Annotated in this window: 8 protein-coding genes; 1 reads left to right on the forward strand and 7 read right to left on the reverse strand. The window is 74.2% G+C overall.

The window, feature by feature from the left end; all coding sequences use genetic code 11:
- Positions 1 to 65: 65 nt before the first annotated feature.
- The gene (locus KVT45_RS44935) at positions 66 to 2,189 is read left to right on the forward strand and encodes an exo-alpha-sialidase (protein WP_217555503.1); all 2,124 of its coding nucleotides are present in this window, start codon (positions 66 to 68) and stop codon (positions 2,187 to 2,189) included.
- Between the two features lie 9 nt (positions 2,190 to 2,198).
- Here the strand turns inward: KVT45_RS44935 and KVT45_RS44940 are convergent, their stop codons facing one another.
- The 7 genes from KVT45_RS44940 to KVT45_RS44970 form a co-directional block, all read right to left on the reverse strand.
- Positions 2,199 to 2,909: a hypothetical protein gene (locus KVT45_RS44940; protein WP_254648284.1), complete on the reverse strand. Its 711-nt coding sequence runs from the start codon at positions 2,907 to 2,909 to the stop codon at positions 2,199 to 2,201.
- 22 nt (positions 2,910 to 2,931) lie between these two features.
- Positions 2,932 to 3,810, reverse strand: a complete 879-nt coding sequence (locus KVT45_RS44945; protein WP_217555505.1) for a TauD/TfdA family dioxygenase — start codon at positions 3,808 to 3,810, stop codon at positions 2,932 to 2,934.
- 51 nt (positions 3,811 to 3,861) lie between these two features.
- Positions 3,862 to 4,572 carry a hypothetical protein gene (locus tag KVT45_RS44950; protein ID WP_217555507.1) on the reverse strand — a complete coding sequence of 237 codons (711 nt, stop codon included), beginning with the start codon at positions 4,570 to 4,572 and terminating at the stop codon, positions 3,862 to 3,864.
- Positions 4,511 to 5,596 (reverse strand): GSCFA domain-containing protein, encoded by a 1,086-nt coding sequence (locus KVT45_RS44955; RefSeq protein WP_217555509.1) that lies wholly within the window; start codon positions 5,594 to 5,596, stop codon positions 4,511 to 4,513. Before KVT45_RS44955 ends, KVT45_RS44950 begins: the two co-directional genes overlap by 62 nt.
- Positions 5,597 to 5,607: 11 nt before the next feature.
- Positions 5,608 to 14,934 carry a non-ribosomal peptide synthetase gene (locus tag KVT45_RS44960; RefSeq protein WP_217555511.1) on the reverse strand — a complete coding sequence of 3,109 codons (9,327 nt, stop codon included), beginning with the start codon at positions 14,932 to 14,934 and terminating at the stop codon, positions 5,608 to 5,610.
- On the reverse strand, positions 14,931 to 19,013 hold the full coding sequence (locus tag KVT45_RS44965) for an amino acid adenylation domain-containing protein (RefSeq protein WP_308311053.1): 4,083 nt from the start codon (positions 19,011 to 19,013) through the stop codon (positions 14,931 to 14,933). The genes KVT45_RS44960 and KVT45_RS44965 overlap by 4 nt, the downstream gene beginning before the upstream one ends.
- A gap of 350 nt (positions 19,014 to 19,363) precedes the next feature.
- Positions 19,364 to 20,017: a response regulator transcription factor gene (locus KVT45_RS44970; RefSeq protein ID WP_217555514.1), complete on the reverse strand. Its 654-nt coding sequence runs from the start codon at positions 20,015 to 20,017 to the stop codon at positions 19,364 to 19,366.
- Positions 20,018 to 20,082: the final 65 nt, after the last annotated feature.

The raw sequence follows: 20,082 nt of genomic DNA on the forward strand, positions 1-20,082 counted from the left end.
CCGGTGCGCGCAACGCCCCGCGCCGGATCCCTCTCCTCCGTACCGCCCGAAAGGGGTGGCCCACCATGTCCGACAGCAGACCGAACGGCACCGCCATCAACCGCAGATCCTTCGCCCTGGGCGTCGTCGGCGCCACGGCGACCGCCGCGTTGGGGCCCGTGGCCCTCGGAGCCACGGCACAGGCCGCCGGCCGGACCTCCGCGTCCGGCCGGCACGGCGCCTTCTTCGAGGAGCAGACCCTCTGGGACTCCGTCGTGGGCCCCCTCGTGAGCTATCACGTCCACGCGCTCGCCGTGCTGCCCGACGACACCGTCCTGGCCGTGACCGAGGGCCGCCACGAGGTGTGCGACGCCGGGCCGCGTGATCTGCTGCTGCGCCGCAGCACCGACGGCGGCCGGACCTGGGAGGAGACCCGGACCCTGGTGGCCTCCGTCGACGGCGAGTCCTGGGGCAACCCCGCGCTGGTCGTGGACCGGGAGACACGGGAGGTCTTCCTCTTCCACATGCTCTCGCTCCGGCTGCCGCAGAACACCTCCTGCTCGGGCGACTCCGGCGAGCTCTATGTGATCTCCAGCCGGGACAGCGGGCAGACGTGGAGCGAAGTACGGAGCCTGGCGGGCCTGTTCGACGGCTTCCCCTACAACTGGGCGCTGCACGGCCCCGGCCCGGGCCACGGACTCCAGCTGCGCTCCGGCCGTCTGCTGCTCAACTGCCTGCACCGCAGGGTGATCGTCGGCAACACCGTGGCCCAGCGGTTCTACGGCGTCGCGCCGCTCTACAGCGACGACCACGGCGCCACCTGGCAGGCGACCGGCGAGGTGCCCGTACAGGTCGCGTACCCCGTCAACGAGGCGCGGATGGTGCAGCGCTCCGACGGCAGCGTGTTCGTCAACGGCCGCTTCGCGTCGGGTGGTGAGAACCAGCGCATCGTGTCCGTCAGCACGGACGACGGCATGACCTGGTCGCAGCCCGCGCTCGACGGCAGCACCGGCTCGTTCAACGCGGTGGACGCCGGCCTGCTGCGCTACACCGGCGGCCCCGGCAGCCGCACACCCGGGCGGGTGCTGTTCAGCCGCCCCGACTCACCCGTCAGGGACAACATGACCGTGGCGGTCAGCTACGACGAGGGCTTCTCGTACCGGTACCAGCGGGTCGTCAACGAGAACCGCTCCTTCTACTCGGATCTCGCCCGGCTGTCCGACGGCACCATCGTGCTGCTCTACGGCTGCGACGGTGACATGGCGAGTGTCCCGCGCCGGGTCAACGTCTGCTGTTTCTCGCTCGACTGGCTGACCGGCGGCCGCGACAGCCTGCGCCACGGCCCCCACTACCGGGAGGAGATCGTCGCGTTGGCCGAAGCGGACCTCGAGGTCACCGGCGGTGCCGTGCAGACGGTCACCGATCCGCTCGCGCGCCGCGGCGAGCGCCTGGTCCTCACCCCCGAACAGGTCGGCGACACCGTGGAGTTCACCTTCCGGGTGCCGCGCAACGGCGACTACGAGCTGCTCCTGCGCTACTACCGCACGGCGGACGGCGCACTGACCACCGTCACCGTGGACCGCAGCCCACTGCCCGCCTTCGCGATCGACACCACGGCGCAGACGGCGGACGGCTTCGACCTCGCCCACCTCGGTGCCACCCGGCTGCGCGCCGGACGGCACACCCTGCGCTGCGCGGTGACGGGACCCGGCAGGGGCGGCGGGACCCGGCTCGGTCTCGACTCGCTCAGCCTGATCGAGGCGCCGGGCTCCGCCGACGTACGCGCGGAGGTGGTCGTGGACAACGACCGGCTGGGCTTCGCGATCGTCAGCGGCAGCTGGCCGACGGCGACCGCGGACCCCGGCTACTGGTCCGGCAACTACCGTACGGCGCCCGCCGGTTCGGGCGAGCGGAAGGTGCGCTGGCGGCCGGCCGTGCCCCAGGACGGCGGGTACGAGATCCAGGTCTCCTACCCCCCGGCCGCCAACCGGGCGAGCAACGCCCCGTACACCGTCGTCCACGCGGACGGCACCGCCACCGTACGCGTCGACCAGCGGGCCGCGGGCAGCACCGACCCGCGCGGCGGTACCTGGTTCTCGCTCGGCGAGTTCCGGCTCCAGGCCGGTCTCACCACGTCGGTCGAACTGACCAACGACGCCGACGGTGTGGTGGCCGCCGACGCGATCCGCCTGCTGGGCCCGCAGAGCTGAACTCCGGTCTCACGGCCGGGCGGCCCCGAGCGCTGTGAGCAGGCCGTCGGCCAGGAGCTGGGCCTGGGGGGTTCCGTTCACCGCTGCCGTGGCGCGTACGACGGCCTTCAGCTGTGCTCCGGGGAAGGTGGCGGCGTAGGCCTGGGGGTCGTCGGCCGCGTAGGCCGCCGCGAGTGCCGGGCCGAGGGCCTCCGCGTGTGCCTCGGCGAAGGCGCGGGCGTTCGCCTCGGTGCTGAGCCCCGCGTACTCGTGGCCGTACGCGTCCGCCTCGGCCGCGGCGTACCCGTTGGCCAGGGCGTAGTCGCGGGCACCCGCGTGCCCCTCCGCGTAGGCGGAGGGACGGTCGTAGGCGGCGTCGTACAGCCGCAGCAGCAACGGGCCCAGAGCCGACCGCCAGGTGCCCCGGCCGGCCGGTGTCCCCCGGGCCGCCGCGCGGTGCAGGTCCGCCGGCACGGCCGTGTCCGCCGTCCCCGCGAGCAGCGGCAGCACGGTGTCCGCCTGCCAGATGTGCACGGCCCGCAGCCCGGCGGGCACCCCCGCCGGACCGAGCAGGCCGTGCAGCCGGTTCGCCCAGGCGTCCGCGGCGGCCGGCGGCAGCTCCCCGTGGACGGCGGTGGCGAGCCGCCACAGCCAGGCGGGTACGCCGGCCGCGGGCGGCTCGGCGGCCTGGGTCCGCAGCGCGGCGCGGAACGCCGCCGGGGCGGCCGAGGTCGTGACCATCTGCGCTGTCCTTCCGGCCGGGTCAGGCGTGCAGGCTGGTGCCGTCGATCGCCACCCGGCGGCCCTCCCTGGTGTGCGGGAAGTAGTCCCACACCGCGTGGTGCTGCACGCTGCGGTTGTCCCAGAACACGAGCGTGCGCTCCTGCCAGCGGACCCGGCAGTGCAGCAGCGGGGTACGGGCGATGTGCGCGTACAGCATCCCCAGCAGGGCGTCGCTCTCGGTGCGCGACAGCTGGGTGATGTGCGAGGTGTAGGGGGCGTTGACGAACAGCAGCTTGCGGCCGTTCTCCGGATGGCGGACGACGACCGGCTGTTCGGTGCGCGGCACGTCGTACTCGGGCGGAGGGGTCAGCCCGGCGTCCGCCCAGGGCTTGGCGCCGTCGTGCAGGGCGGTCAGACTGTCCAGGAAGCCGCGCAGGGCGGGGGAGAGCAGCTCGTAGGCGAGGTGCATGTTGGCGAACAGGGTGTCGCCGCCGCTGCCGCCCTCGGGGATCGTGGTGATGTACAGCATGGAGCCGAGGGAGGGCTCGGCGTCGGCGGTGCCGTCGGAGTGCCAGCCGTTGCCGGCGACGGCCTTGGAGTCCTTGTCCGCCTTGATCTCCAGGATGTGCGGGTCGGATCCCTCGGCGGCGAGGGCGACGGGGTGCAACTCGCCGAAGACGCCCGCGAACCGCTTGTGTTCCTCGGGGGTCAGGTCCTGGTCGCGGAAGACCAGGACGTGGTGGGTGTGGAAGGCGTGCTTGAGCTCCTTCTCCTGTTGCGGCGTCAGCTCGCCCGAGAGGTCGAGGCCGGTGACCTCGGCGCCCAGCACCGGGGTGATCGGGGCGACGGAGAGGGTGTCGTAGGGCTCGGCGGGGCGGGTGGTGAGCTGTTCTACGGCGCGCAGCGCGTAGTCCTCCATGAGGGACCTCCTTGGGACGGGGCGGACGGAAGCATTGACGGGTGTGCGGGGTCAGAGCCCGCGGTCGAGGAGTTCGGCGACCACCAGACGGCCGAAGGCGAGGTTGCCGTGGATCGTGTCGTCGGCCTGGCAGAAGACCGGCCGCTGCTGCCCCGCACCGTCGGTGACGCGGGCCCGCAGGTCGACCAGCTCCACACCGCGCGCGGTGAGTTCGGCGCCGACGACGTCCTGGGCGGCGAGGAAGACCGCCGGGTCGGACATGCCGGGGACGCGCTGCGGCGGCATGAGGGCCAGCACCCGCAGCCCGAGGGCGGCCGTACGGTCGTAGAAGGCGAGCGCGCCGCGGACACTCGCCCGGACCAGGTCGCCGAACAGGCCGCTGCGCAGGAACCCTTCGGCCACGGTGCCGTGCCGGTCGCGGTGGATGTCCCAGTTCTGCCGGGTGGCCACCGTGTGCGCGCTCAGCCCGAACGTGCACACCAGCGGCACGCCGAGCCCCGCGAACCCGGTCGCACCGAGCACGTCGAGGAACTCCCGGACGAGCCGCCGCGTGTCGGCGTCCCGGAAGACCAGGTCACCGTCACCGTCGTCGCCGACGTCGAGGAACGGCCCGAGGAAGTCCCGCCCCGAGCCGACCGGGCCGCCCACGAAGGGCAGCCCCGCCTGCTGCGCGGCGCGTCCGACACAGCCGGCGTGGGAGTCACCGAGCAGGAGGAACCGGGCGGGAACGGGGGGCGTAGTAGTCGAGTACGGCATCGTCACACCAGTGGTCCTCTCCGCCGGCGACGCCGGTGACGGGGGTGGTCTGTGCGGGCGCGGGCGGAGCCGTGCCGGCCCCGGGCCGGACGGCCCGGAAGAAGTGCCGCATCACGAAGGCCACCCCGTCCGGGGTGACCGTGCGCAGGTTCGGCTCGTAGAACGCCGCCCGGTACGGGAAGCCCGTGACGATCTCGTACGACGGGAAGTAGTCGACGTCGTCGGACGCGTCGGCGAGCTGGCCGGCCGCGGCGCGCAGCACCGACTTGGAGTGGGTGGTGGCGACCAGCGCGTGGCCGCCGGTGGCGGTCGCCGTCAGCGGGACCGGGGAGACCGTGAGGACCGTGCGCAGCCGGGAGTTGACGCCGCGCGCCATCGCGAGCACGTCCGTGAGGTCGCGGAGCACCCGGTCCACTGTGTGGTTGTGCAGGACGTGCCGGCCGGGGTCGTAGGTGCCGCGTACGGTACCGGGGCACATCGGCAGGACGGTACCGGTACGGACGTCGTGCCAGGCCTCGGTCAGGCCGAGGGTGAACACCAGGACGTCGGCCCTGTCGAGGGCGGTGCGGACGGCGTCGAGGGTGACCGTGCGGGCGCGCAGCACGTCGTCCGGAGAGGCGTGGCCGTCCGGTTCCACGGTGGGCCGGTAGGGGTCGTGGAAGACACCGTCCTCCTCCCACACCTCCTCCGGCGGCTTCTCCTCCTCCAGCGCCCAGGCGACCCACTGGCGCAGCGCGGCGGCCGTGTAGATGTTGCCGGTCCGGAAGGAGAAACGGCGGTAGCCGCGCGCCGCCTGCTCGGCGGCGGTCAGGCCCGGGGGCGGGAGCTCGGCGTCGTACCAGTGCATGCCCTCCGCCAGGAGGGCCCGGCCGATGTGCGCGGCGAAGCAGGATCCGGCGGTGACCACGGGATCGTCCTGGCCGATCGCGAACTTCGGCGTCCACAGGCCGTCGATGTCCGCGGGGTCGGGCTCGGCGACCGCGGTGCGCCAGAACGACCTCGCGGGCAGGTGGGTGTACGGATGCTGCACGGCTGGTCTCCTCAGATCCGTCCGGCGGGCTGCGGCCGGGCGGCGGACGGGGTCCCGGCGAGAGCGAGGGCGGCGGCGATCTCCCGGACATGCGGCTCGGCGACGATCTGGTAGTGGTCGGCGTCGACGTGGTGCAGCCGGTACGGCGACGGGAGATGGGCGTCCCACGCACCGGGGGCCGTGGGTTCGGGCGCGAGCGCCGCCTCGTCCACGGGGCGCGCCGCCAGCCATACGGCGGCCGGTGTCCGGTGCAGCCGCGGCAGCCGGTGCCCGGCCATGGCCGACAGGTTGGCACGGCAGCAGCGCGCGAGCCGCTCGGCGTAGGCACGGCCGGACTCGGTGAGGGGGCCGACGGTGTCCGGGCCGGGATCTGTGCGGGGTTCGGCGGAGTCTCGACGGGAACCAGCGCGGGGTTCGGCGGAGTCCCGGCGAAGACCCGTGAGAGGTCCGGTGGCGTCGCGTACCGGCTCGGTCGGCCGCCCCGCGCCGTTTCCGCTCAACTCACGGGCGAAGACGGCCTGTATCCGCTCCTCGTCGTAGCCGGCCAGACGGTGCCCGGCGCCGGGCGGCGGCGGGTCGAGGAGATGGAGGGCGGTCACCGGCCGGCCGTCGGCCTCGGCGAGCGTGGCCATCGACAGCGCGGTCCACGCCCCGAACGACCAGCCGGCGAGCGTCAGTCGGCGCCCGGGTTCCGGGAACTCCCTTCGTACGGCGGCCAGGTAGTGCGCGGCGCGCTCGTCGATGGAGCGGTCCGGCAGCCCGGGGCCGCGCAGCCCGGGGTCGGCGATCAGGCAGACGGTGAGGTCGTCGGGCAGGGCGGACACCAGCGGCCGGTAGGCCTGGATGTCCCCGCCCACCGGATGCACCAGGCACAGCACGTCCGGCCCCGGGCCGCGCTGCCACACCTCGACGTCCACCGCGCCGTGCGGGCGGACACCGCTGCCGGCGAGGTGGCCGAGGAGTTCCGCGAGGCTCACCCGGTGGCTGAGCCGGGACAGCTCGATGTCGGCGCCGTGCCGGCGTTTGATCTCGTCGAGGAGCTCCAGCAGGGTCAGCGAGTCGGCGCCCAGGTCGTACAGGGGCGCCTGCGGGTCGACGGCGTCCACGCCGAGCAGGTCGAGGAGGATTCCGGTGATCTCCGCGCCGAGGTCACCCTGCACGGGAGCGGCGGGCTCGGCGGTGGGGGCCGGTTCGTAGAAGGCCCGCGCGGCCGTCAGGTCCGTGGTGCTCACCATGAGATGCGGCAGTTGGAGGTGGAGGGCCCGCTCGAAGACGGCCGTACCCTCCTCTGGGGTGAGCGCCACGGTCAGGTGCTCGCGGTGCCGGGCGTCCGCCCGGACGGCGTGCTGCTGCGCCATGCCGACGTCCCGCCACGCGTCCCAGCCGACACTCGTGCGAACGGTGGCGTCGCCGCCGGGCGCGGTGTGGTGGGCGTAGGCGTCGAGGCAGGCGTTGGCGGCCGCGTAGTCGAACTGGCCGACTCCGCCGAACCGGGCCGCCATCGAGGAGCAGTACAGGACGTAGTCGGGGGCGTGCTCGGCCACGAGCAGCTCGACGAGCAGGGCGCCGCGCAGCTTGGCCGCCGTGACCCCGCGCGCGGCGGCCGGCTCGCGCCGGGCCAGGAGCCCGCCCGCGGCGGTGCCGGCGGCGTGCACGATGCCGGCCAGCCCGTCGAGCAGCGGGGCCAGCCGGTCCGCTACGGCCGCGGGTTCCTCGGCCGCCAGGTCGGCGGTGACGAGGGTGACGCGCTCGCCGAACGCCCGCAGCGCCGCGGGTACTTCGGCGCCACGGGCCACCAGGACGACCCGGTTCCCGGGGTGCCGCAGGAGGCTCGCGGCCAGGGTGGTGCCGAGACCGCCCGTGCCGCCGAGGACCAGATGGGTGCCCGGCGCGGCGGCGGGCCGAGGCGTCTCGCCCGCGGGCACCGGCACGGTGGTGCGATGCCACCAGAAGCCGTCCCGCAGGGCCGTCGCCCGGTCGGTGACGGCGATGGTGCCGTCGAGGAGCAGGTCGGGCAGGTGGGCGGCCCAGCCGGCCGGGTGCGGGCCGGGCAGGTCTGCCCAGCGCAGGGTGACGCCCAGTTCCTGCCGGGGGACTTCGAGGGCCGCGGCGAGCAGACCGGCCTCGGGGGTGTGCACGCTCCCGGTGACCGGCTGCGCCCGCTGGGACAGCAGCCAGGCCCGGGGCCGGTTCGCTTCCGGGCGGCCGGCGAGGGCCAGGGCGAGGGCGGCGACCGTGTCCAGGCAGGCCCACTCGGCCGTGTCCAGCGCGGCCGTGGTCGCGCTGCCGTCGAGGGCGAGCGGAAGCGCGTGCAGCCAGTCGACGGCCGGTCCGTCCGGTCCGTTCTCGCCGGTCAGGCGGTCGAGCAGGGCGGCGAGCTGCCCGGCGTCGGCGACATCGGCCTCGTAACGGTCGTCGCCGAGCCGGGTCAGGCCCTGCCCGGCGCGTACGGTCACCACGCGGGCGTAGTGGCGCTCCAGGAACCGCCAGTTCTCGCCGTCCTGCCCGGGGCCGATCACCACCACGGCGGTACGGCGGGACACCGGGGCGCCGGTGCGGGCGCGCCGCGAGCGCGTCCACAGAGGCTGGTGCAGCCACTGTGCGGCGGGCAGCCGGGAGATCCCGGACCGCTCCACGGCGGCGCGCGGGAAGTCGTACTCGGCGGTGTCGAAGGCGGGCGGCGGGAAGTCCCAGGGCGCGGGTGCCGGGCCCGTCGGCCATACGACGGTGCGGCCGGCCGCCCATGCCTCGGCGAGGGCGTGCGGGTCGCGGTCCTCGACCGTCGGTGCGTCCTGGGAGGGGGACGCGGTGACCGTCGGCAGCGCCCGCAGCCAGGCGACGGCCGAGGCGGCGTCGGGGCAGACGGCCGCCGCGCGGTGGGCGAGGGCGGGGCGCCCGGCCTGGAGGTGCCGCAGCACCTGGAGGTAGGCGTCGGGGCGGGCCGTGAGGTAGTCGGCGACACGGCGCCCGTCCGCGCGGACCGCGGCCTCCGAGGCGCCGGACAGCACCAGGCACGGCAGCGGCTCCGCCGGGTCCGTCACCGGCACCGGGGCCGGCTGCTCCAGCAGCACATGGGCGTTGGTGCCGCCGATGCCGAAGCTGCTCACCCCGGCCACCCGCCGCGGACCGGCGGGCCAGGGCTCGGCGGTGACCGGGATCCGGAACGGGCCGTCGGCGATCTCCGGGTTGAGCCGGTCGAAGTCGGCCGTGGGCGGGACGACCCCGTGGTGCACGGCGAGCACCGCCCGCACCAGGCCGACGACGCCCGCCGCAGCGCCCAGGTGCCCGATCTGGCTCTTCACGGACGACAGCGCCACCCGCGCGTCCTCCGCCAGCCCGTACGCCTGCCGCAACGCGGTCGCCTCGACCGGGTCCCCGAGCCGGGTACCGGTGCCGTGCGCCTCGACGTACCCGACGTCGCCACCGCCACCGCCACCGTCTCCGCGACCGCTCCGCTTCAGCGCCGTGCGGATCGCGGCCCGCTGCCCGGGCAGCGACGGGGCGCTGTAACCGAGCTTTCCGGAGCCGTCGTTGTTCAGCCCCGAGCCGGTGACGACCGCGTACACGGTGTCGCTGTCCCGGCGCGCCGCGGCCAGCGGCTTGAGGACGACCACTCCGGTGCCGCTCGCCCCCACGGTGCCCTCGGCGTCCGCGCTGAAGGGCCTGCAGTGCCCGTCGGGGGAGAAGATGTGCTGCGGCCGGTAGGTGTAGCCGTCGGTCAGCCCGGTGTCTACGAGGACCCCGCCGACGAGCATCACGTCGGCGTCGCCCTGCCGCAGCATCCCGGCCGCGATGTGCACCCCGGCGAGCGAGCTGGAGCAGGCGGACTGGAGCGTGAACGCCGGTCCGGTGAGCCCGAGATGGTAGGCGGCCTTGGTGGCGAGGAAGTCCTTCTCGTGGTGCAGGGCGAGCCGGAAGGAGTCGGGCAGCAGGTCCGGGTCGCCGTCGCGCAGCATGTGCTGGAAGTAGGTGTTCTCGCCGCAGGAGGCGACCAGGCCGACCCGCAGCCGGGCCGGGTCGCCGATTCCGGCGTGGGCCAGGGCTTCGGCGCAGTTCATCAGCAGCTGGCGCTGCTGGGGGTCCATCAGCCGGGCCTCGTGCGGGCTGATCGTGAACCGGCCCGGGTCGAAGTCGAGCAGTCCCGCCGGCTGGCTGCGGGCGCCGACCCGGCCGTCGGCCGCGGCGAAGTGCTCGATGCCGCGCCGGCCGGAGACGACCAGGTCCCAGAACGCGGCCAGGTCGGGCGCGCCCGGCAGCCGTACGGCCATGCCGACGACGGCGACCGGCTCGTCCGCCGTCCGCCGGGCGCCGCCCGACGCCTCCGGCCCGCGGGCCGGGGTGTCGCCGGCGGTGCCGTCGTCCGTCAGCAGCCGGGCCAGGGCGCGCAGGGTGACGTGCTCGAACAAGTCCGGTACGGAGAAGGGGAGATCGCCCTCTCCCGCGCATCGGAGCTGGAAGCGCATCAGGTCCAGGCTGGTGGCACCGGCGTCGAGGAACCGCTCGTCCACGGCCACGGTCCGCCCGGTCGCCGCCCGGAACAGCTCGGCCAGCCGCCCTTCCAGCGGCGACAGCACGGCGTCCGCGCGGCCGTCCGCCCGCGGTTCGCGCCCCGGCCGTGGTTCGTACGCCTGCCGCGGTTCGCGCCCCGGCCCCAGTTTCCGTTCCGGCCGCAGTTCCCGCCCCGGCGCGGTGAGCGCCACCCGGCGGTCCAGCTTGCCGCTGGGCGTGCGCGGCAGGTCCGTCACGCGGCGGAAGGCGGCGACCCGGACGTAGGCGGGCAGCAGCAGCGCCAGCCGCCGGGTCAGGTCCGCGGGGTCGGGATCCTCACCCCGGCACTGGAGGGCGGCGACCAGCCGGCCGTCCAGTACTCCCGCGACCGCGTTGACGACCCCGGGCAGCTCCAGCAACGCGGCCTCGACCTGGCCCAGTTCGAGACGGTGTCCGCCCAGTTTGACCTGGCCGTCGTCGCGCCCCGCGTAGTGCAGCAGACCGCGCTCGTCGAAGCGGGCGCGGTCCCCGCTGCGGTAGAGGGTGCCCAGCTCGGGGTCGTCGAGGAACCGGTCGTGGTGTGCGGCGGGGTCGCCGAGATAGCAACGGCCCGCCATGGGACCGCCGATGAGCAGGTCGCCCGTCACACCCGGTGGAACGGGCAGACCCCCTTCGTCGACCACCCGCAGCACCGCCCCCGCCACCGGGCGCCCGATGGCGGGACGGGCCGGCCAGCCGGCCGGGTCGCCTTCCAGGCACAGGGCGCTGACGACGTGGGTCTCGGTCGGGCCGTAGTGGTTGAACAGGCGGGCCCCGCCCGGCAGTCCGGCGAACCAGCGCCGGATCGCGTCCGTGCACACCAACTGCTCCCCGGCGGTGACGACATCACGCAGCCGGGACGGGAACACCCCGGAGCGCACGCCGTGTTCGGCGAGCAGCTGCAACGCCACGTACGGCAGGAAGATCCGCTCCGCACCACCCGTCTCCAACTGCCCGAGCAGCGTGGGCACGTCCTGCCGCCAGGCCGGTCGGACCAGGCGAAGCTCGCCGCCGGAGCACAGCGTGGTGAGGATCTCCTGGAAGGAGACGTCGAAGGAGAGCATGGAGAACTGCTGGGTGACGGCGGGCCGTTCGAGTCCGCCCGCCGTCCGCTGCCAGGTGAGCAGGGAGCACAGGGTCCGGTCGGGGACCTGGACGCCCTTGGGCGTGCCGGTGGAGCCCGAGGTGAACAGGGTGTACAGCGGCCGGAGTCCGCGGTGCCGGTACGGCACGGGCGGCGCGGTGGGCGTGCGGGTGAGGGTGACGACGTGCCGCGGCAGGTCCGGCGGGGCGATCGTGGCCAGGACGTCGAGGTCCTGGGCGCCGGTCAGCACGCACAGCGGGGCGGCACGGTCCAGTACATGACGGAGCAGGGCCGGCGGGTAGGCGGGGTCGAGGGGGACGACGGTCAGGTTGCGGCGGGCCGCCGCGAGGAGGGCGACGACGTGCTCGACGGACGGCTGGAGGTACAGGGCCACGGCCGCCGGGGCGGCGGGATCCTCGGGCACGCTCAGGAGTGACGCCAACTCGTCGGCCTGGGCGTCGAGTTCGGCGTAGGTGAGGGTGGTCCCGCCGAGGGTGACGGCGGGCGCGTCCGGGGTGCGGGTCACCTGGCGGGCGAAACCCTCGGCGACCGTCGTGAAGTCCGCTTCCACCGGAGTGCCGTGGGCGGTCGCCGACGTGCGGTCGGGGCCGACGAGTTCGCGCAGGGTGAGGTCGCCGTCGCCGTCACCGGTCAGCCGGTCCAGGGCCCGCCGGAACAACCGGGCCGCCGCTTCCGCGCGTTCGGCGCCGAAGTCGTCACGGTACTCCCACAGACAGCCGAACCCCGACTCGTCCTCCACCACCGACAGCGTCAGCGCGCACTTGGCGCCCGCGGGCTCGGGCCACAGGGGCTCGATCGCACAGCCGGCCAGACGCAGCGCGGAGAACTCCGTGTTCTCCAGGACGAACAGGTAGTCGAACAGGGGTGTGCGGTCGCGGAACGCCGGATCGGTGAGCAGATCGGCGAGGAGGACCTCCTGCCCCTCCAGCACCCGGCGCACACCGGCGGCGTGCGCGGTGAGGTGGGCGTGCAGGGAGTCGTCGGGCCGCACGGCGAGGTCGAGGAGCACGGTGTTCGCGAACATGCCGACGCTCTCGGCGAACTCGGGGCGCGGCCGGTTCGCCACCGGAGCGGCGACCAGGGGCCGGGCCTGCCCGGTCACGCCGTACAGACACGCGGCGAACGCCGACACCAGCAACTGGAACCTGGTCAGGCCGAGTTCCGCGGCGCGCCGGTCCAGTGCGGTACGGCGGACCAGGTCGAGGGAGGTGCGCAGCAGCCTGGCCCGCGGCCGGGCCGATGACCTGGGCTCGGGAGCGGGCAGGGCGGGTGACGGCTCCGTCGCGTCGGCGTAGTGGTCGCGCAGCCGGGCGTGGTGGTGTTCGTAGGCGGGCGTCGCGCGCCAGTCGCGCTGCCAGCGGGCCAGGTCGAGGGTACTGACGGCCGGAGCCGGACGCCCGGCGTCGCCCGCGTAGGCGTCGGTGAGGTCGCGGAAGAGAAGGTTGAGCGACCAGCCGTCCACGGCCGCGTGATGCAGGTGCAGAAGCAGCAGACCGCCGTCGGTCCGCTCCGCCCAGGCGGCCCGCAGCATTCGGGGCTCGGTGAGGTCGAAGCGGTGCGCGAAGAAGCGGTCGGCGGTCTCCTGCCAGGGCTCATCGGCGGGGGCGTCGAGCGGCTGCCAGGGGTCGTACGGCGCCTCGGTTCGCTGGAGCAGGCCGTCCGGGGCGGGGACCAGCCGGGTGCGCAGGGCAGGGTGCCGCGCCACCAGTGTGCGCAGCGCGTGGCGCAGTGCCTGCGGGTCGACGGTGCCCTGGACCCGGAAGGCGAGTGGCACGTCGTAGGAGCGGTCGTCCGGGTCGCGCCGGTGCAGGAGCCAGAGGCGTTCCTGTTCGCTGGTGGCAGGCGCGGCCGTGGCGTCCGGGGCGGGCGGCACCGGCGGACGGGAGTCCGCCTCGGCGGTGTGTACGGCGTCCGCGAGAGCGGCGAAGTCGGCCCGCAGCACCAGACCCTGGGGGATGTCGACGCCGTACCGCTCCAGGATCTCGAAGCGGAAGCGCAACGCCTTCAGGGAGTCGCCGCCGCTCGGGATCCAGCGGTCGTCGGGACGCAGGCCGTCGACGGCGAGGATCTCCTCGGCGATCTCCAGGACGGGACGCTGCCCGGCGCTGACCGGCACGGCGTCCGCAATTCTCCCGCGCCACGGCGTGTCCGCCTCGCGCAGCAGCGCGGCCTGGTCGACCTTGCCGTTGGCGGTCAGCGGGAGTTCCGTGACGAGGTGGGTGTGGTGGGGGCGCATGTAGGGCGGCAGGGAGGTGCCGAGGTGGCGTTCGTAGTCGGCGAAGGACAGGTCGTCGCCGAGGACGAGGAAGGCCAGCAGTTCATGGCGGTCCGCCGTGTCACGCCGGGTGCAGACGTGCGCGTGCCGGACGGCGGGCAGGGTCATGATCCGCTGCTCCACCTCGCCGGGTTCGATGCGGAAGCCGCGTACCTTGACCTGCCGGTCGGCGCGTCCGACGTAGAGCACGCGCCCGTCGGCGTCCCGGCGTACCAGGTCACCGGTCCGGTACCAGCGGCGCGGGGTGCCGTTCTCGTCCTCCAACCGGACGAAACAACGCTCGGTCAGTTCCGGCAGATTGCGGTAGCCGCGCGCCAACGCCGGTCCCGAGAGCAGGAGTTCGGCTACCTCGCCGTCCTCCGCGGTGCGCCCGTGCGCGGTGCGCAGCAGCAGCCCGGTCCCCGGGAGCGGGGTGCCGATCGGGACCGAGTCGCCGTCGAAGTCCCGGGGGATCGGGTGGCAGAGGGCGAACGTCGTGGCCTCCGTCGGCCCGTACACGTTGTAAAGGACGGTGGCGGAGCGCGGGTTGGCGGCGTACCAGGTGCGTATCGCGCGCGGGTCGAGCCGTTCGCCGCCGACGAGGACCTGGCCGGCGTCGGCGAAGCAGCCGGGAACCTTGTCGACGACCGTGTTGAAGAGCGCCACCGTGATGAACGCGGTGTCGACGCGGCGTTCGCGCAGCGCGGCCGCGAACCGGTGCGGGCTGTGCACGTCGGAGTCGTCCAGTACGACGCAGACGCCGCCGGTCAGCAGCGGGGCCCAGACCTCGAAACTGAGCGCGTCGAAGGCCGGGTTGGACAGGCAGGCGAAGCGGGCGCCGGGCCGCGGGTCGAGCCAGCCGGGCCGGGCCAGCCGCAGCACACCCGCGTCGGTGACCTCGACGCCCTTGGGGCGGCCGGTGCTGCCGGAGGTGTAGAAGACGAAGGCCGTGGCGTCGTCGCCGGCGGGTGCGGGCGGCACGGTGGCGACGGGAGGCGCCGTCGGTTCGGGGAGGTCGGGGAGGCCGAGGAGCAGGTCGGCGTCGATCCCGTGTACGTGCTCGGTCACACCGTCGTGGACGACCGCGACGGCGCCGGAGTCGTCGAGGATGTGGCGCTGCCGGTCGGACGGGCTGAGCCGGTCGAGGGGGACGACGGTGGCCCCCGCACGGCGGATGCCGAGCATGACGCACACCAGCTGCCAGGAGCGGGGCAGGCAGACCGCGACGGACTGCCCGGCGCCCACGCCCCGTTCACGCAGCGTCGCGGCGACCCGGCCGCTGAGCAGGTCGAGTTCCGCGTAGTCGAGCACGCGGCCACCGTCCTCGACGGCGACGGCGGAGGGCACGCGGCGGGCCTGCGCCAGCACGGCCTCGACGAGTCCGGCGTCGGCCGGGGCGCCGTCGGCCAGGGCGCCGTCGGCCGGTCCGGAGGGTGTGGTGTGGTCGGTCATCGGGCTTCTCCAGCCGGTACGGCGACGGAGTGCGTCGCGTGCGTCGACTGCCCTTCGTGATGGGCGAGTTCGGCGGCGAGCAACGCGGCGACCCGGGCGGTCTCGGCGCCCTCCAGGATCTCCCAGTGGTCGCATGCCATCGTCTCGACGCGGAACTCGCCCTGCGCACGCCGCCGCCAGAAGGCGCGGACCTCGGCGTGGAAGGGGGTGTCGGCGCCCTCCGGCACGGCCTCGGCGAGGACCAGCCGGGCCGGGGAGGCGGCCGGTACGTGCTCGCGGGCGGTGAGCCGGTTGTGGTTGTAGATCCGGAAGTAGCGGTCCACCTGGGCGTCGTCGATGCCGGGGTACATCCCGTTGAACCGTACGAGTTTGTCGCGGAACTCGGCCGCGTCGACGGCGGTGATCGCCGCACGGGCCTCGGCGTCGTCGGTCGCCTGCGTGTCGAGGAGGACCACGCTCACGTCGGTCCGTCCGGCGGCGCCGAGCAGGCGTCCCATCTCGTGGGCGACGAGTCCGCCGTAGGAGAGCCCGGTCAGGACGAGCGGACCTTCGCCGAGGGGTTCGAGGAGGCGCAGATACGCCTCCGCCATGGTCTCCACGCTGGGCAGCATGTCCTCTCCCGGGTTCACGCCGGGGGACTGGATGCCGTAGAGGCCGGTGTGTCCGGGCAGGTGGGCGGCGAGGGGCAGGTAGCAGAAGGCGGTGCCGCCGGCCGGGTGGACGCAGACCACCCGGGGGCCGGTGCCCCGGCGGAACTCGATCAGGCTGCCCGGGGCGCGGTGCGTCCCGTCCTCGCGCAGCAGCGCGCCCAGGGCCTCGATCGTCGGCCGCACCATGACCTCGGCGACCGGTAGACGGCGGCCGAAGGCCACGGTGACCTCGTGGGCCATCTTGATGGCCGACAGGGACGTGCCCCCGAGGTCGAAGAAGTTGTCGCCGACGCCTATCGCGGGGTGGAGCAGGATGCGCTGCCAGATGCGGTACAGGGCGTGCTCGACGTGGTCGCGCGGGCTGGCGGTGTTCACCTGGTCCGACGTCTGCTCGTGGACCAGGCGCAGCAGGGCGGCGCGGTCGAGTTTGCCGCTGCGGCCCAGCGGCAGGGTCTCCAGGTCGAGGACGACGGCGGGGACCATGTAGTCCGGCAGGCTGCGGGCGAGTGCCGTGCGCCAGTCGGCGCTGGTGCGCGCCGCGGCGTCGCCCCGGCCGACGGCGGCTACCAGCCGGGGCCGGCCCGCCGGGTCCTGGTCGGCGAGGACGACGGCCTCGCGGACGCCGGGCAGCCGCGTCAACGCCGCCGCTATCTCCCCGGGTTCGATCCGGAAACCGCGCAGCTTCACCTGGTCGTCGGCGCGCCCCGCGTAGTGGAGCAGGCCGTCGTCGCCCCAGCGGGCGAGGTCGCCGGTGCGGTAGACGCGGGCGCCGGGCACGAACGGGTCCGGCAGGAAGCGTTCCTCGGTGAGGTCGGGGCGGTTGAGATAGCCGCGGGCGAGGGCCGCCCCGCCGAGGTGGATCTCCCCGACGACGCCGGGCGGGACCGGCTGCATCCGGGCGTCCAGGACGTAGCAGCGGGTGCCCGGGAGCGGGCGGCCGATGGGGCAGGGGCGGTCCAGTGGGAGGGGGTCGTAGTGGGCGGTGCTGTAGAGGGTCGCCTCGGTGGGGCCGTAGCCGAAGCAGACCCGCAGGCCGGGCAGTAGCTCCGTCATACGGTGCAGCGCCGCCTCGGTGAGCGACTCGACCCCGGTCAGCAGCTTGCGCAGATGCAGGCCGCGCAGCCGTCGGTCCGGGTCCTCGTCGGCCCACTTGACGTAGGCGGGCGGCAGGAACGCCTGCACGATCTCGTGCTCGCGCAGCCAGGCGAACAGTGCCTCCGGGTCGCCCCGGACCTCCTCGGGGACGATGTGCAGCACACCGCCGGTGGTGAGGGGCAGCAGGAGTTCGTGGACCGAGGCGTCGAAGCCGATGCTGGACCAGGCCGAGCCCGCCTCACCGCGGGCGGTGCCCATCCGGTCGTGCCAGGCCGAGAAGAGGTTGAGAACGCTGCGGTGCTCGACGGCGACGCCCTTGGGCCGGCCCGTGGACCCGGAGGTGAAGATCACGTAGGCCAGTTGGTCCGGGGTCCGGGTGATTCCGGCCGGCGGTCGGTCCCCGGCCGTGCCCTCGGCCTCGGTTTCGACCCTGCCGATGTCGAGCCAGTCCCCTGGCCGGTCCGCACCGCGGTGGTCGCTGAGGACCACGGGGCACACGGCGTCCTCGACCATGGCGGTGAGGCGTTCCCAGGGCTGCCCGGGGTCGAGCGGGAGATAGGCGGCACCCGCCTTGAGGATGCCGAGGATGCCGACGGCCAGGTCACCGGTACGGCGTGTGTGCAGTCCGACGACGTCGCCCGGGCGGACGGCACGGGCGACGAGGGCGTGGGCGAGCCGGTTGGCACGCCGGTCGAGCGTCGCGTAGTCCAGCGCGTGGTCGCGGTCGGTGACGGCGGTCGCGGCGGGGTGGGCGCTGGCCCGGGCTTCGAAGAGCTCCGCGATGCCGGACGCCGAGCGCAGCGCGTTCGCCATGGCGACGGAGGAACCGGTGCCGTCGGAGGAACCGCTGCCGGCGGGGGAGTCGTCGGCGGGGGAGCCGCCGGCCTCGAAGGAGCCGTTGACGCCGGAGGAGTTGTCGTCCTCGTCCCGCTGCCGCGTGGCGTCGCCGGCACCGATCAGCTCCAGGCGCTCGCGCGGGTCCATCAACTCCAGGGTGTCGACGGTGCGGTGCGGGTGCCGGGCCATGTCGGTGAGCACGTGCCGGAGGTGTCCGGCCCAGCGTTCGGCGGTGGCGGTGTCCAGCAGCGCGGTCGCGTGGTCGAGGTGGCCGGTGACCCGGCCCTCCGACTCGGTCGCCGACAGGGCGAGGTCGAACTTGGCCGGGGCGTGGGCGATCGGCAGCGGCGCGGTCTCGATGCCGGGCAGCTTCAGCAGGTCGTGCCGGTCCGGAACCCAGGCCAGCATCGTCTGGAACAACGGGGTGTGGGCCGCGCTGCGGGGCGGGTTCACCACCTCGACGATCCGCTCGAACGGCAGGTCCTGGTGGGCCAGGGCGCCGCGGACCACCGCCCGGGTGCGGGCCAGGGCCTCCGCCGCGGTCGGCGAACCGGACAGGTCGACGCGCAGCGGGAGGGAGTTGACGAGGAAACCGATGAGCCCGGCGGTCCCCGGGCCACGGCGGCCCGCGACCGGGCTTCCGACAACGATGTCCTGCTGCCCGGAGAGTCGGGACAACAGCACGGCCCAGCCTGTCAGCACCGCGACGAACAAGGTGGCCCCGTGTTCCCGGGCCAGCCCGCGCAGGGCGGCCGTGACGTCCGCGTCCAGCTCGAACCCGACGCGACCGCCGTCGTAGCCCTGCTCCGCCGGCCGCGGCCCCGGCAGCGGCAGTTCGAGCACGGGCGGGGCGTCGGCCAGCACGTCTTTCCAGTAGGCCTCTTGAGTGGCGAGGGCGCCACCGAGCACGGAGTCCCGCTGGGCTTCCGCGTGGTCCGCGTACTGGAGCCGCAACCCGGGCAGCCCGTCGGGCACACCGGCCGCCAACGCCTCGTAGAGCAGGCCGACTTCCCTCATCATCACGTTCATCGACGCGCCGTCGTAGATACTGTGATGGAACGTCAGCAACAGCACGTGACGTGCGGTGTCGAGGGCGAGCAGCCGTCCGTGCCAGAGCGGACCGGCCGCCAGGTCGAACTCCCGCTCCGCCTCCTCCCGCTGACACGCGGTCACGCGCCCGTCGGGGTCGTCCGAGGCGCTGAGGTCCTCGAACTCCAGGGTGGTACCCGAGCCCGCCGGGTCGATGTGCTGACTCACTCCGCCCGCCTCGGCCACCAGCCGCGTCCGCAGGGTCTCGTGCCGGTCGGTCAGGGCGTCGAAGGCGGCGGCCAGGATGCCGGGGTCGAGCGGGCCGGTGAGGAGGAAGGCGAGGGTCTCGTTGTAGGCGATGTTCCCGCCCGGAAGCTGGGCCAGGAACCACAGCCGCTGCTGGGCGAAGGACGCGGGCCGGACACGGGGGGCCGGGTCCGCGGGGGCGAGACGGGGAGTGTTCAGCACCGGCAAGGCCTGGCCTTCCTGTCGGGGGACGGGACCGGGGACGGAACGGAGGCGCGGCGAATGACGGCATCGCGCGAAGTGCCGGAAGTGGGGGGACGCGAAGTGAGGGGACGCGAGGTGAGGGCTGCGTAGATATCGGCGAGTGGGGGAGGACCGACGGGGGGATACGCGTGGTGCGGATGCGCACACTGAGGCGTCAGTTGTGCAGAGTTCCTCAGGAGGCTCCGTGATGTAGTTGTGATCATCAGTCACGCGCTCAGGACATGTCAACACTTGACTTTGCTGCGGGAGTTGACCTATTTGGGCGGGCTCTTCCGGCGGTCCGGCGGCGGCCGCATCCAGGGGCGGGGTCACGCCTGTGGTGCGTGGGCCAGGTAGGCGAGGACCGCCAGTACCCGGCGGTGGCCGCTGTCGCTCGGCGGCAGGCCGAGCTTGAGGAAGACGTTGCCGATATGCTTGTGCACCGCGCGCTCGGTGACCACGAGGGTTCCGGCGATGGTCGCGTTGTCGTGGCCCTCGGCCATCAGTGACAGCACCTCGCGCTCCCGGGGTGTGAGCGAGTCCAGCGGCGAGTCCTTGCGCCGGGTGAGGAGTTCGGCGACCACTTCGGGGTCCAGCGCGGTGCCGCCGGCGGCCACCCGCTCCAGCGCGTCGAGGAACTCGTCGATCCGGCCCACCCGGTCCTTGAGCAGATACCCGATGCCGCTGGTCCCACCGCCCAGCAGCTCACCGGCGTACGTCTCCTCGACGTACTGCGAGAGCACCAGCACCGGTAGCCCGGGCAGCCGCTCGCGGGCCTCCAGCGCCGCCCGCAGCCCCTCGTCGCGGAAGCCCGGGGGCATCCGCACATCGAGCACGGCCACGTCCGGCCGGTGCTGCAGGAGTGCGGGCACGACCTCGGGCCCGCTCCCGACGACGGCCACGACGTCGTGCCCGGCCGAGGCCAGCAACAGGACCAGCCCCTCCCGCAGGAGGGCGTTGTCCTCGGCGATCACCACACGCACGGCAACTCCACCTCGATCACGGTCGGCCCCCCGACCGGGCCGGACACTTCCACGGTTCCGTCGAG

Origin of the sequence: Streptomyces sp. GbtcB6 (assembly GCF_019091475.1) — a bacterium.
Lineage (GTDB): Bacteria > Actinomycetota > Actinomycetes > Streptomycetales > Streptomycetaceae > Streptomyces > Streptomyces hyaluromycini.